Annotated in this window: 13 protein-coding genes; 8 read left to right on the forward strand and 5 right to left on the reverse strand. The window is 58.7% G+C overall.

Translation table 11 applies throughout. The features are described from left to right. Positions 1 to 6: 6 nt before the first annotated feature. The 7 genes from QFZ60_RS04100 to QFZ60_RS04130 all read left to right on the forward strand — a co-directional run bounded on the left by QFZ60_RS04100 (position 7) and on the right by QFZ60_RS04130 (position 7894). Positions 7 to 1062 carry an SDR family NAD(P)-dependent oxidoreductase gene (locus QFZ60_RS04100; protein WP_307088407.1) on the forward strand — a complete coding sequence of 352 codons (1056 nt, stop codon included), beginning with the start codon at positions 7 to 9 and terminating at the stop codon, positions 1060 to 1062. Next, positions 1059 to 2156, forward strand: a complete 1098-nt coding sequence (locus tag QFZ60_RS04105; RefSeq protein ID WP_307088410.1) for an NAD-dependent epimerase/dehydratase family protein — start codon at positions 1059 to 1061, stop codon at positions 2154 to 2156. Before QFZ60_RS04100 ends, QFZ60_RS04105 begins: the two co-directional genes overlap by 4 nt. Before the next feature lie 8 nt (positions 2157 to 2164). Beyond that, positions 2165 to 3307, forward strand: a complete 1143-nt coding sequence (gene wecB, locus QFZ60_RS04110) for a non-hydrolyzing UDP-N-acetylglucosamine 2-epimerase (RefSeq protein WP_307088412.1) — start codon at positions 2165 to 2167, stop codon at positions 3305 to 3307. Next, the gene (locus QFZ60_RS04115; protein WP_307093195.1) at positions 3307 to 4623 is read left to right on the forward strand and encodes a lipopolysaccharide biosynthesis protein; all 1317 of its coding nucleotides are present in this window, start codon (positions 3307 to 3309) and stop codon (positions 4621 to 4623) included. Before wecB ends, QFZ60_RS04115 begins: the two co-directional genes overlap by 1 nt. Continuing rightward, positions 4613 to 5839, forward strand: coding sequence for a glycosyltransferase family 4 protein (locus QFZ60_RS04120; RefSeq protein ID WP_307088414.1), 1227 nt, complete (start codon positions 4613 to 4615; stop codon positions 5837 to 5839). The genes QFZ60_RS04115 and QFZ60_RS04120 overlap by 11 nt, the downstream gene beginning before the upstream one ends. 96 nt (positions 5840 to 5935) lie before the next feature. Then, positions 5936 to 6616, forward strand: coding sequence for a sugar transferase (locus tag QFZ60_RS04125; RefSeq protein WP_307088416.1), 681 nt, complete (start codon positions 5936 to 5938; stop codon positions 6614 to 6616). Between the two features lie 33 nt (positions 6617 to 6649). Next, positions 6650 to 7894: a glycosyltransferase family 4 protein gene (locus tag QFZ60_RS04130; protein WP_307088418.1), complete on the forward strand. Its 1245-nt coding sequence runs from the start codon at positions 6650 to 6652 to the stop codon at positions 7892 to 7894. A gap of 43 nt (positions 7895 to 7937) precedes the next feature. Here QFZ60_RS04130 and QFZ60_RS04135 read toward each other — a convergent pair whose 3' ends face one another. From QFZ60_RS04135 to QFZ60_RS04145, 3 genes are all read right to left on the reverse strand, one after another. Then, the gene (locus tag QFZ60_RS04135) at positions 7938 to 8666 is read right to left on the reverse strand and encodes a hypothetical protein (protein ID WP_307088420.1); all 729 of its coding nucleotides are present in this window, start codon (positions 8664 to 8666) and stop codon (positions 7938 to 7940) included. A 293-nt stretch (positions 8667 to 8959) separates the two neighbouring features. After that, positions 8960 to 10006 carry a GNAT family N-acetyltransferase gene (locus tag QFZ60_RS04140; protein ID WP_307088422.1) on the reverse strand — a complete coding sequence of 349 codons (1047 nt, stop codon included), beginning with the start codon at positions 10004 to 10006 and terminating at the stop codon, positions 8960 to 8962. Positions 10007 to 10058: 52 nt separating this feature from the next. Beyond that, on the reverse strand, positions 10059 to 10973 hold the full coding sequence (locus QFZ60_RS04145; RefSeq protein WP_307088426.1) for a hypothetical protein: 915 nt from the start codon (positions 10971 to 10973) through the stop codon (positions 10059 to 10061). 499 nt (positions 10974 to 11472) lie between these two features. Here QFZ60_RS04145 and QFZ60_RS04150 point away from each other — a divergent pair, with 499 nt between their 5' ends. Continuing rightward, complete coding sequence (locus tag QFZ60_RS04150; RefSeq protein WP_307088428.1) at positions 11473 to 11658, forward strand: hypothetical protein; 186 nt, start codon at positions 11473 to 11475, stop codon at positions 11656 to 11658. Positions 11659 to 12065: 407 nt separating this feature from the next. Here the strand turns inward: QFZ60_RS04150 and QFZ60_RS04155 are convergent, their stop codons facing one another. Together QFZ60_RS04155 and QFZ60_RS04160 are read right to left on the reverse strand one after the other, a co-directional pair. After that, positions 12066 to 13247, reverse strand: a complete 1182-nt coding sequence (locus tag QFZ60_RS04155) for an RNA polymerase sigma factor (protein WP_307088430.1) — start codon at positions 13245 to 13247, stop codon at positions 12066 to 12068. Then, positions 13247 to 13582 carry a YciI family protein gene (locus QFZ60_RS04160; protein ID WP_307088432.1) on the reverse strand — a complete coding sequence of 112 codons (336 nt, stop codon included), beginning with the start codon at positions 13580 to 13582 and terminating at the stop codon, positions 13247 to 13249. Before QFZ60_RS04160 ends, QFZ60_RS04155 begins: the two co-directional genes overlap by 1 nt. Positions 13583 to 13757: the final 175 nt, after the last annotated feature.

The following is a 13757-nucleotide window of genomic DNA, read 5'->3' on the forward strand; positions in this document are numbered from 1 at the left end:
CCTAAAGTGGAGAACGTCCCATATGCTGGAAAGCGGATTGTGATTACTGGCGGAACAGGCAGCTTTGGCCACACTCTTGCAAAGAGACTGCTCGAAACTGGTGCGGAGCAGGTTCGTGTCTTGAGTCGTGACGAGGCCAAGCAAGATGCGATGCGTCACGAACTGCCTGACTCGCGCTTAAAATTCTATGTCGGTGACGTACGCGATTTTGACAGCGTTGACCGAGCGACGCGAGACGCTGATTACATATTCCATGCAGCCGCGCTCAAGCAGGTTCCGTCCTGTGAGTTCTTCCCAATGGAAGCTGTCCGAACAAACATCGTCGGTAGCGAGAATGTTGTCCGCGCGGCGGAAAAAAACGGCATTGCTTCGGTTGTTTGCCTGAGTACTGACAAGGCCGTCTATCCCGTCAATGCGATGGGCATGAGCAAAGCGATGATGGAAAAAGTCGCCCAATCCCATGGGCTCAATAACCCAAACGCCGAGACCGTAGTCTCGTGCGTGCGGTATGGGAATGTGATGTACTCCCGTGGCTCCGTAATACCACTGTTTATAGACCAACTTAAGGCTGGTAAGCCGCTCACCGTCACTAACCCCAAAATGACGCGTTTCCTGATGTCACTTGCCGATTCCGTTAGCCTTGTCGAGTTCGCATTCACACATGCCCAACAAGGCGATCTGTTTGTTAAAAAGGCACCTGCTTGCACAATTGCCGATCTTGCGCAAGCGGTTGCCAATCTTTTTGACCTCAAAAACAAAGTTGAGATTATCGGTACGCGCCACGCAGAAAAACTTTCGGAAGCATTGGCTACTCGGGAAGAACTCACCCGGGCCCAGGACATGGGCGACTACTTCAAAGTTCCCGCCGACAAGCGGGACCTTAACTACGACGTGTACTTCGACTCAGGAAACATCGCCCAAGCGTTTTACTCAGATTATGACTCGCATACAGTTGAACGGCTAACTGTGGATCAGGTTGAGGAGTTGCTGCTTACTCTCCCTGAAATCCGACGAGAATTGACACTGGCAGGGAAAATGGCACGCATCGACGCGTTCCTATGAGAATTGCACTCACGGGCGCCGGCGGTTTCCTTGGATTGCATACGCGTGTCGCTGCCAACAGTCTGGGGTATGAGGTCGGCTCCGTGGGCTTAGGGAGTAAGTTCCATTGTCAAACTGCGATGGAAACAATAAATGGCAGTGACTGTCTTATCCACGTAGCTGGCGTAAATCGTGGTTCTGATACGGAGGTTCACGACAGGAACCTGGAGTTCGCAACACAACTGAGTGATGCCTTACGTCGAGTCAATACACCCCCGCCGGTCGTTGTCTACGCCAATTCCATTCAGGCGGGAAATTCATCTGCCTACGGGCAGGCGAAGGCAGAGGCGGCGGAAGTCCTGCAGGCGGCAGCCATATCTACCGGCGCAAGGTTCTGCAATGTTTTGCTCCCGAACTTATTCGGCGAACATGGCAGGCCCTTCTACAACTCGGTAGTGGCGACCTTCTGTCATTTGCTCAATGCAGGCCAGACGCCAGAGATATTGGATGACAAGGACTTGGCACTTCTGCATGTTCAGGATGCAGCCGATGTTCTCCTTGGATCCGTCCCTTCAGAGAACCTGAAATCCCTAACCGCATCGCGGACCGTCTCGGCTGTTCTAGAGCAGCTTCAAGAGATCGCCCACGTATACCGCAAAGGGGAGATCCCGGCACTAAAATCAAACTTCGATTTGGGCCTGTTCAATACCTATCGGTCTTTTCGATTGCAGCGGCCGCTGGAATTACCGTTTATGATGAGCCGCCGCGCGGATGCCAGAGGTAGTTTCTTCGAGGTGTGCCGATCAAAGGGTGGGGAGGGCCAGACTTCTTTTTCTACAACCCTCCCAGGAGTCACTCGTGGCCAGCACTTCCACCGCAGAAAGGTTGAAAGATTCGTTGTGCTGCATGGCAGGGCGGAGATAGCCATACGTTGCCTCTTCAGCGATGATGTTCTTCTTTATAAAGTTGATGGTTCTGAACCTGTGGCCATAGACATGCCAACACTGTGGACGCACAATATTACGAACACCGGCGATTCTGAGCTTTTCACGATGTTCTGGGCAAACGAAATTTTCGATCCAGTCCGCCCCGACACGTTTCCGGAGAAAGTTTAGTAGGTGATATGTCCAAACTGAAAGTGGTCACAGTAGTGGGCACGAGACCTGAAATCATTCGTCTCGCACCCACCATTAAGCGACTTGAGAGACATACCGATCATGTGCTTGTTCACACCGGTCAAAACTATGATCACGAACTCAACGCTGTCTTTTTTGATGATCTGGGTCTCCGAAAGCCTGATCATTATTTGGCTGCCGATGTCTCATCGCTCGGCGCTGTCTTGGGATCGATTCTACTGAAGGTGGAAACGGTCCTACTGGCAGAAAAACCCGATGCGATGTTAGTGCTGGGAGACACGAACAGCTGCATCTCTGCAGTAATCGCGCGCCGGCTAAAAATCCCCGTGTTCCATATGGAGGCGGGCAACCGGTGCTTCGATGAGAATGTGCCCGAGGAGGTGAACCGTCGGATGGTCGACCACGTTGCCGACTACAACTTGGTCTACACAGAACATGCGCGGCGTAACCTACTTGCTGAAGGAATTCACCCGGCCAGAATTCTCTTGACGGGTTCGCCTATGGGAGAAGTGTTGAGGGGCAATGCAGCCGCGATTGAAGCCAGTGAGGTTCTCGAGCGACAGAACCTCAAACCTGGTGAATATGTGTTGGTCAGTTTGCACCGTGAAGAAAATGTGGACAGCCCGGAGCGCCTGCGGACTGTGCTTGAAGCGCTGAACGCTGTCGGAGACAAATACAAAGTTCCCGTGCTGTTGTCGACCCATCCCAGGACCCGTAAGCGCCTGGAAAGCCAGCCCGAAGATCTAAAGTCAGGCGTTGTTCTGCACCCGCCCTTCGGCTTCAATGACTACGTCAAGCTGCAGAAGGAGGCACTGATTGTCCTATCGGACAGCGGAACAATCAGTGAGGAATCCTCACTGATCGGCTTCGCTGCTGTAACTCTGCGGGATTTCATCGAACGCCCGGAAGCACTTGATACCGGTGGGATGATAACGGCTGGTATCCAGGTTGAAGGCATCCTTGATGCCGTAGAGATAACTTTGGAGCAGATCGCAGAAGACGGCTATGTAGCTCCGCCGACCGACTACCAGATCAACGACACATCCCGCAGGGTAGTGTCCTTTATCCGTTCAACCGCTCACAGCCACAACCAAAGGGTGGGAATTCGGCCGACAGACGCGAGGGTATGATGCGTACGCGTCTCACCGCTATCGGGATTCGAGGTTTTGCCCTGGCGGGATCGTTTATACAGGTTGTGGTGATATCCCGAACCTTAACCTTGGACGATGCCGGCCTGGTCTTCCTCCTTTTCACACTAATGAATCTGGCCGCAACGCTGGGACGCTTTGGTACGGACAACCTGATTTTGCGCAGAATCGCCTCCCTGCCGGATGCGGAAGATCCTGAGGCGTACTTGCTGAGGATGGTTTGTTGGATTGTTTCGTGCGTGGCCGGAACTGCCTTGACCATATGCCTCGCCTCAGGAATGTTGTCGATCCTTGGGGCGCAGATGGGTCTGCTGGAATCAATCTGTGTTGGCCTGATGACGGTCTTCTATTCATTCAATGTCTTCGCGGGCGCGGTCCTTCGGGCCTCGGGACGGATGGTTTCAGGAATACTCGCGGAACTCGGGACGACGCCATGGCTATCTATACTCTTGGTCGGAGCGCAAGCAATGTTCGTGAAATCCAGCGTCTTGACTGTGTTGTGCTCCCTGCTGGCGGCAGCATTCGCAACGTCTTTTTGGGCCTACAGAGCCACTCGTACGATAATCCATGTCCCGGGAAGGGCAGAGTGGGGTCAAGGTCTGGTTTTTGTGAGGTGTCAGCTGAGCAGCCTAGCTTCCCTCATGGGCACTTCACTGCTGTTCTTCGTCTTGGTTTGGGTTCCGCAGCTGGGGCTTGGCTTAGTGGGCACCGGCACGCAGGTCGCGCAGTACACCGCTGCGGCGAAAGTCGCTGCTTTGATCAATATTTTCCCTGGGATGCAGACCTCCTATCTGGCGCCGAAACTTGCCGAGCTTGCCCATGCAAGGCAAGTTAAGGAGTTGAGCAGGGAGTGTGGCGGAGCAGCCTTGGTGGCCTCTTTGGTTGCGGTCCCCTTGCTGACTTTGGTGGCATTTCAATCCACGTCCGTTCTACGGATCTTCGGGGAGGGCTACCAGGAAGCAGCAACTCCCGCACTGATTCTTTGCGCAGGTGCGTACGCAACTCTGGCCTTTGGCCAAGTCAATACTGTGATGCTGACGGCCGGCTTGGAGCGGCCAGCGCTGCTGTTGAACTCTGTGCTCCTGCTTCTAGTGGCCGTTGTAACCGTTGCCGGTGCCCCCGCACTTGGCGTTTCAGGTATCGCGGCGGCAAGCGCGCTTGCATCACTTGGGTACGCTGCAATCTCTTCGTTCATAATCCGGTTACGTCTCGGTGTTAATTCAACGATTGGATCCTTTCTTGGGCCCCTCTTTTTCACAAAGCGCAACGCCGAGATCGCTGCACGTCATGCGAGCTAAGGCAGGAAGTCCAGAAGCTGTTTACCCAGGAAGGGCTACCCGCGTACTGGTCTTCGCTGGGGCATTCTCCACATCGGACGACGATCGTTGGCTGCTCGATGACCTCGTTGATGAATTAGTAAGTCAAGGCAGCCAAGTTGATGTCCTGGCTTTTGACAACACCCGGGTTCGGCCTCGAGGAGTAGAGCAGCGCAAGGAAGGCCGCGTACGGATTATCAGTGTTGGCCCCGAACGACTGCCCGGCACTGCCGCGGATAAGATACTGAGTCGAGCCCTGTCAGCGGTGCGTATGTATACAAATGCCTATGGCATTTTGAAGAGGCAGAAGTATGACATCGGCGTGTTTACATCGGTTGCAGCCACTTCAGCTGGATTAGCGCGACGGCTGCGAAACAAGAACGTGATCAAAAGACTCGTCTTCATTCAGTGGGACTTCTTTCCAATACATCAGATTGAGATTGGCCGACTACCCGGAAATCCAATAACGCGTTCGCTACGGCATATTGAGTCTTTCTGCATTGCCAAGTCCGACGTCATTGCGGTGATGTCGCCTGCCAATGAAAGATTCCTGCGGAGCTATTTCCCGAAGTATCGCGGCCGCACAATGCTTCTGCCACCTTGGGCAGGATCGGAGACATGCGGCGAGGCGTCAAAGTCCGAAAGATTTAAGGCCATGTTCGGTGGGCAGCTCGTGGCGGGTCGAGGTGTGGAGAGTATCTTGCGGGCGGCAGTGCTCCTTGGCCAGCAAAATGTCCCAATAGATATCATCATCGCCGGCGATGGTGTCCTCAGGCATAAATACGAGTCGCTGGCCGCTTCGCTGGAGCTCAAAAACGTGTGCTTTCTGGGTTCTCTTCCACGCCCCGAATACAGGAGCCTACTTAGAACGGTTCACGTGGGCATTGCCGCCACCGTTACCGGCGTATCAGTTCCCGCTTTTCCTTCGAAGATAGTTGAATACTGTGGTTCGGGTATACCGGTGGTGGCCTGCCTTGATCCCGCCAGTGACGGTGGTGACCTGTTGCTCGAATACGAAGCGGGTCTCGTGATTGGAGCCGATGACAGTCGAGCGTTGGCTGATGCTCTGCAGGATCTTGAAACCAGACACCGGGCAGGCACGCTCGAGAGCATGGCCGAGTCAGCAAGTCGGCTTTTTAGGGATAAGTTCTCCTGCCGGAGTGCAGCGTTGGCCATACTCGATAGCCCTGGATGTTAGCGACGGGCCGCAGCCGCCAGGTCACGGCCTTGCACTCGTGCCATTACCACCGCTTGGCAATTGAAAAAATTCAGGAGCAACCCAAGAGAGAGACTTATGATGAATGATAATGCTCAAGCATATTTCGCAAAACGCGCGGTGCTGGAAAGGATCGCAGCGGCGTTGATGCTTGTTATTCTCTCCCCGGTCTTCGCATCGGTCGCGATTCTTATAGCGGTGCTGATGGGACGACCGATTCTGTTTCGGCAACAGCGAGTGGGCCAGTACGGCAAAGTTTTTTGGATCCTCAAATTCCGCACCATGATTAACAACGCCGAAGAAATCGGGGGCGGATGCATTCCTGCGGACCTGAATCTCGTGCCACCGCTGGGCGAGAAACTACGGCGGTACAGTCTGGACGAGCTTCCCCAACTGGTGAACATAGTTCGCGGGGACATGAGCTTCGTGGGGCCCCGACCAGCGCTGCCCGAGCAATACGCGCGCTATACCGCGGAGCAGGCTCAGCGGGTATTGGTGCCACAGGGGCTGACGGGATTGGCGCAAATAGCCTATCGGGCTGAAGCACCCTGGAGTCTCCGTATCGAAAAGGACCTGGAATACGCTTCCAAAGCGGGCCCTTTGGTGGACCTCAGAATCATCATTGCCACTGCGTTCAAGGTTCTTCGGGCCGAGGGCGTAGTTGAGACGCTGTCTCCTGCGGAGGTTGATGACTTTGGACCCAAGGGGGACGGAGGCCAAATGACTTCGCCACCGTCGCCGCGACAAGTCGACGTTTGAATGTGAAGGTTTTTCCCGGCCGAGGAGGTCTCGATGAAGATAGGTGTTTTGACCCAGTGGTTTGACCCGGAGCCAGCCCAAATTCCAACATCGCTGGCGCAGCATTTCGGTGCTAAGGGCCATGATGTAAAAGTGCTGACGGGATTTCCAAACTACCCTGCTGGGAGGGTATATCCTGCATATCGCCAGCGCTGGAGGCAACTGGATGAGGGTCCCCGCTTTCGGACTCTGCGTGTTCCACAATATATAAGTCATGACACCAATGGACTGCACCGGATGGCGTCATTCCTAACGTTCGCTTTCATGGCCTTGTTTCATGCTGGCTGGCTTCGCGACCGCCAGGTCATCTATGTGTACGCAACGCCCATGACGGTGTGTTTGAGCGTGCTGTACCTTCGATGGATGCACCGGATTCCCTATGTCCTGCATGTTCAGGATCTTTGGCCGGAGTCAGTGCTCGACTCTGGGATGCTTAGGCCTGCGTTCCTTCGTAAACCCGTAAACTTTGTACTCAGTACAGTGCTGAAGATGGTCTACAAAAACGCTGCGCACATTGTTGCGATCGCACCTTCCATGGCTTCGACTCTCCAGGCTCGGGGAGCCCGGCACTGCTCCGTTTCGCTGGTGTACAACTGGGCGGCTGAACGGCCGGCGCCCGACCCTGGCAAGGTTGCCGCATTGCGCGAACGGCTATCTTCACCGGGACGCTGGTTGATAGCCTACGCAGGCAACGTCGGCAAGATGCAGGACGTTGAAACCATCGTCACCGCTGCTGCGTCTTTGGGGTATGAATCGGGTATCGATTTTGTAGTTGTCGGTGACGGCGCCTCTCTGGATGGGGTCAAACAGTTAGCCGATTCCTTGACCGTAGATAACCTCACCTTTCTCGATCGGGTTCCCTTCGCCGAGATGGGCGCCGTTCATGCTGTTGCCGATTTTCAGCTGGTAACACTGCTGGATCGGAAAGTTTTTCGGGGAACGGTTCCTTCGAAAGTTGGAGAGTCATTGGCTGCCGGTGTTCCTATCATTACAACTGTCCTCGGCGATGTAGCCGCAATGTGCTCGGAAGGCGGCTTTGGCTGGGTCAGTGAGCCCGAGAACCCGCGAGCTTTGGCCGCAGCATGCCGCCAGGCTGTTGCCGCAGGCCGCCAGGAGCAGGCAATCATGGCAGAGTCAGCACGGCACTATTACAAGTCCCGGCTGTCCATGGAGGCCGGTCTGGAAGCCATGCACCAGATTCTTCAGGGGGCAGCCAGAAGCGCCGTGTCTGACCGGTGATCTTTCGTCGCTACTTTTTTGTCCGCCGCCAGTCTTGGCCCCATCAACCGAGGGCAGCACGCTGCTGGATTACCTGGTTGCGTCCTCCGAGGACGACTCCCTGTGCGAGCAGCCATGCGAGCCGCGGACGCTGGAGAAGGGAGCGGAACGGGTAGGGCAACCCCGGGTACCCGAAACTGACGTAGAACCTTGTGGACGCGCCGGCTCTCCGAGCGATCTCCAGGGTCCGCCGAATCGGCAGGCCCAGAAGAAGTTCCACCTCGGGTGGACGCCCCAAAGCGGTGCAGCGCGTCAGCGTATGTTCCAGCAGGACGACGTCGTGGGTCGCCACGGCGAAGTGCACGTCGAGACTTCCAAGTCGGGCGACCAGATTAAGAAAAGACGAGCGCAACGCCTCCTCACCGCTCAACCTGGTGCCTGCCACGGTGTCAGGCCACTGCCCCTTGACCACACGAACCGAGAGGCCGCATTCGGACGCCATGACAGCGTCCTCGGCGCTCCGTCCCCAGCGCGCGGGCAACACCACTCCGGTAGATGCTCCCTCGCTATGAGACAGACGGGCCAACTCCAAGGTCCGGTCGGCCTCGGCCGGTGAATGAGCATCGAAGACTAGCCGGACTTGCCGTTCCGCCGCCAGCCCCGCCAGGCGGAGGACGGCGTCCGCGTCGAACCCGAGACGTGCCGCCTTCAGGGACAACGCCGCACTATTGCCATAGGCGCCGGGTCGCCCAAGTGCATCGAGGGTGGTGCTCTCCTCTGCCGTTACCTCCACGGATGACTCCCCTTGGCGCGGCCAGTAACCCAGGGTCACCTCCGACCCGGCCGCCACGAGGAGCCCGGCAATGGCGAGCGCTGATGATCGCTCACGCCCAGCCAGGTATGCGGACCCTGCGCGCGAGTAAACAGGTCCCAGGGCACGCATACCAGCGCCGTAGATGGCCCGACGACCGATCGGCATCCTGGTGTGAATCCTGTTCGTGGACATGCAGTCCTCCGACTCCCGGCGCTGGACAAGGTACAAGCAAGCGTACTACTCCGGCGACACAGATGGTTGACCCATCTTCACTAGGGGCGTCGCCACGGAGGGAAGAATCCGTCGGTCGAGTCGGTCCCGGCGAGCTGCCGGTACCGGTCTAAGTCGTGGACCAACTTAGCGACCTGGAACTGACGCGGGCTACTGTGAGGATCAAACCGCTGCTTGAAAGCGTAGAGCGGCGAGGTGCTGCTGCCGCCAAGTCCGCCACCCAGGTGGAAGCAGGTGAGCCCGTGCGTTTGCCCCCATTCCGCAGCCGTCACATAACAGGCGGCGGAGGCGCCTACCGCCCGCGCGGCGTCATCGCTGGCCGAGAGGTGGGCATGCAACGAAGGGTCCGACGCAAAACACAGCAGTGCGCTGATCACACGGCCAGCCAGCCGGGCCTCGACCAACAGCGGAGCCAGCAGTTGATCGTCGGTGACCAATGCTTGCCAGTAGGTGTTGGGGAAGAAGAAGAAGTCGCTAGCCTTCTGGCGCTGCATCGTGACAGCGTACAGCTCTTGGAAATGCCCAAGGTCCGATGGGCGCGACGTCACGGTTATGGTGATACCGGCCCGCGCTGCCTTTCGCAGAGACGCCCGCTGGGCGGAGTGCAAGCCTTGCTGCAGGTCCCGGCCGGGGGACAAGTCCCATGCCACCGTGGCTGAGACGTCCACCAATTCAGCCGTGGGGGGCACGAACCGGCCGTTGTGGAGTAACGGGTTGAGCCTGAGGAAAGTGGATACGACCCGCTGCTCCTGAGCCCACCCGTGGAGAGCCGCATCGAAAGCAGCCAGATCCGGAGTCCCCTGCCAGACCGGGCCCCCGTATCCGTAGGCGCTGGTGGCGTCCCATCCCACGCCGTCCGGGAGCGGGCGCAGCAGCAGCGGAAGCGCCACTTCCCCGGCTTCGCTACTGAAAGCGAGCAGGACCGGCCGGGTGCCCTCGGGCTCGAGAAGGGCTGAGGCGCGGTGGTATGCGGCACAGCTGTAGGTATCGGTGATGCCGAGGCGTGTGATATGTGCGTCCCACTCCGCGTCGTCGACGACGCGGATCCGGTCCTTCTTATTCGCGGTCACAAGCGGCGCTTGATCCATGAGGAAAGCATAGCCTCCAGTCAACGATGTCGTCATTTGCCAGGTCAGGCCCCTATGTCAGTGGCCAGGGCGGCGCGGGTACTTGGTATTTGGTGATGGCCGCCTTGGCCTGCTGGTAGCGGGATTGACTTGACATAAGCATGTCCTGCTCCATGAAGCTGAATCCAAAGAGCCCGTTCACTTTCAGCTCAGCCATCTTGGCGTCCGTGAAGAACCCGGCCATGTCGGCGTCGTAGACGTCGAGTGAATTGTTGTCCGGTTTGTAGTGCGCCAGCAACGAAAAGCCGTTGCCGTAGTTGTGCAGCGCCTTCACCATCCATGTTGACTGGTCCACGTTTTCGCTGTTACCCATGGCCTGAAACGACTGGAAGTCGGACTCGTCCATGACGTCCCTAAAGAACGGCAGCATTGAGCGGCCACCACCTCTGCTTGGGTCATCAAATGTTGCCGCCCACCCGCCCCAGGTGAGCGCCACTTTGGAATTGGGGGCGTACTTGTGGAAGGTATCCTTGGCTTCCCGGTACGCGTCCTTCAATGCTTTGTAGTAATTCTGCCCCGTATCCCAGTAGTTTCCGTCCTCGTGGCAGGGGTACGTCTGGAACTCTGTGAACATGGAAACGTACAGCGGCGGCCCATCTGCCGGGCCGCCTGTATTCATGGCCAGCCGCACCATGTCCGCTTGGAACTCCCTCGATAAGGGGTAGCTTGCCCCGCACACCGGCCCGTACTTGGTCTTCACCATCTCCGCGTCCGGCCAGCCTTTGGGCCCTGACGTGTCGAGTGTGTAACCATCCCAGATGACCAGATGCATTGCTTTCCCGGCAGCATAGATCTGGGGCGTCACGGACGTGCGGAACTTGTCAAAGAATGACATGTCGGAGCGGAAGTTGTACCAGCTGGTGATCATGTTGACCGGCGCCTCCTTGACGATGGTCTTGTCGAGGGCTCCATATGCCTGGGATCCCACCCCGAAAAGGAACCCGCCGTGGACTTGCTTCGGCTTTTTGTCGGGTGCAGCGGCGGCTTCGGAGGAAGCTGGAGCATTCGGGGGCGGTGATGGGATGCATCCTGCCAAGAAGAGGCACACCGCGAGCATCATCGCCATCAACCCCAACGCCGCACGCCCGGGGTGGAGTGCAAACACCGTTTGCCGGTGCTGCTGGGGGGCAGGGGCCCACGGGGACTTTCGGTCCATAAAGATCCAGCCTTCCGAGCAAATAGGCTTGGTATGTTGCTTTCCGCCTCTGTCGATATTGCGCCTTGAGGTGGTCCCGCCGCCAGAGCGGCCACATGAAACATGCCCCGTGTCTCTGGGACGTCCGTACAGAAGGCAGGTCCACGTCATGTGTCATCGTGCCGTAGTCTTCTAGTGACAAATCCTGTCGCTCGGGCAGAACCTCGGGAGGGCCTGCCTGGCGTTCGTAGCAGCAATACGCCCTCCCGGGTCTCACAAAAGGGTCGACACCTTGACAACTACCTCTCTTCAGCCGCCCACGCTTGGTCACTTCGAGAATTTTGGCTGGACCGCTGTGTCCATCACCGCGGCTGCGCTTCTGCTTCCTGCTATTGGCCTGAAAGCGCTGTCGCGGGCGGTCTTTGAAGGGGCAGCCACAACGGCCCAAGCCCAGGAGCGCCACTACCTGATCCAGTAGGTGTACGGGCTGCTCCAGTAGAAGAGGAACTCTCCAGAGATGTGCCTCATGTGCCCCACAAATTTTTCTTTCAATCCCCTTTACGCACTGACCGCACGTTATTAAAGTGGGTTGGGTCATAGTCCGGATGGGCGCCGGGGGCGTCCGGGAGGGGGGAGTGCATCACCACTGACCAATGCCTAAAGACAAATGACCACCATTACGTCGAAAGCCCCTCTTAGGAGGGGCTTTCCCTTTGCCCCCGCACCTGTGACGGCTGCTGCTAGCCGGCCAGTTCAGCCGCCGTCCACTTGCCGGGCCCTTTGTCCTGCAGCTGTCCCGCCAGGGTTCAGATGGCACGGTTCAGTTGGCCAATTCGCCCATGCGGGCCCGGAGGGAACGCCGTTCTGCATCATTGTCGGTGAGGATCAGCGCTTCCTGGAATGCCACCCGGGCCTCCTCCAGCCTGCCAAGCCGGGACAGGAAATCAGCCCTCGCGGCGGCAAGATAGGGGTATCGGGCAGCTGCGGTTCGGCGCCGAGCGCATCCAGCGCTGCCAGGCCTTCTGCATATCCCACGGCGAAGCCCAGCGCGATGGCCCTGTTCAGCTGGACCACCGGGGACGGCCACTTTTCCATCAGCAGGTCGTACAGGACCAGGATCTCCTGCCAGTCCGTGTCGGACCAGGTCCCGCTTTCGTCGTGAATCGCGGCAATTGCGGCCATCAGGGCGAACCGGCCCGGCGGCCGTGTAACCAGGGCCTCCCGCAGCAGTGCCACCCCTTCCGCGATGGCATGCCGGTCCCATTTCGACCGGTCCTGGCGGGCCAGCAGGACCTGCTCTTGATGCTCATCCAGCCGGGCATCCCTGCGGGCGTCCGTGAGCAGGATCAGGGCCAGCAGCCCGGCAACATCGGGGTCGGCGGGGAGCAGGGCACGCAAGGTCCGGGCCAGTTCCAGTCCGCGTTCGGCAAGGTCGCGCCGCATCAGGTCCGCTCCTGACGGTGCGGTGTGCCCGGTGGTGTACACCAGGTACACCACGGACAGCACGCCGTCCACGCGTTCGTGGAACTCAGACGCCGGCGGCACCCGGTAGGGGATGCCGGCGGCGGCAATCTTCTTTTTCGCCCGGGTAATGCGGGCCGCCATGGTTGCCTCCGGAACGAGGAACGCCCGGGCAACGTCGGCGGTGGACAACCCGCAAAGCAGCCGCAGCGTCAGGGCAACCTGGGCTTCAAGCGCCAGTGCCGGGTGGCAACAGGTGAAGATCAGCCGGAGCCGGTCGTCCGGAATGTCCCCGACCTCCTCGGAGCCGCCGCTGTACTCTTCGGGCTCCAGCAGCTTGGGCAGGGCCCGCTGTGCCGTAGCGGCGCGCCGGCGCATGTCCAGCGCCCGCCGTCGCGCCGTCACCGTAAGCCATGCCCCCGGATTCCTGGGGATCCCCTTCACACCCCACGTGGACAAGGCGCTGGCGTAGGCGTCCTGGACCGCCTCTTCGGCGGCATCAATGTCGCCGGCAACGCCCATCGTGGCTGCCAGCACGAAACCCCACTCGCGGCGGTGCGCGTCAGCAACCGCCGCCGCAACCTCCGAACTGGCGGGCCGGGGCATCAGCTGACCACTCGTACTGGCCAAACCTCTACGCCAACCCCGGCGGGAACCTCCTTGGCGATCTCAAGGGCCTCATCCAGGTCGGCGGCTTCCACGAGGTAGTAGCCGCCCAGGGTCTCCTTCGACTCCGCGAACGGACCGTCCGAGACCAGGAACCCGCCGGACCCATCTCGCCGGATGGACGTCGCGGTCGAGGACGGCTGCAGGGCGGCCCCGTTGATGAGGTTGGAACTCCGGCGCTGCATGAACTCCTGGTAGCTGGCGCTGATCGATTCGCCTTCGGCCTGCCGGGCCACTGCCTCGTCCTGGAAGATCAGGATCAGATACTTGGACATGTCGTGCTCCCTTTGCTGTCGGTCAAGGGCTCTTCGGTGGAGCCCCTACCCATACGACGCGCACCGGAAGTGAAAATCGACAGCAGCGCGGGGGATCCCCTTCCATTTCCAAAGTACCCCGCCGTGGGGGCCTTGCCGCAAGGCCCTGGGGGTGGCGCATACTGGCGGTCGGCTA

It is taken from the genome of Arthrobacter sp. B2I5, assembly GCF_030816735.1.
Lineage (GTDB): Bacteria > Actinomycetota > Actinomycetes > Actinomycetales > Micrococcaceae > Arthrobacter.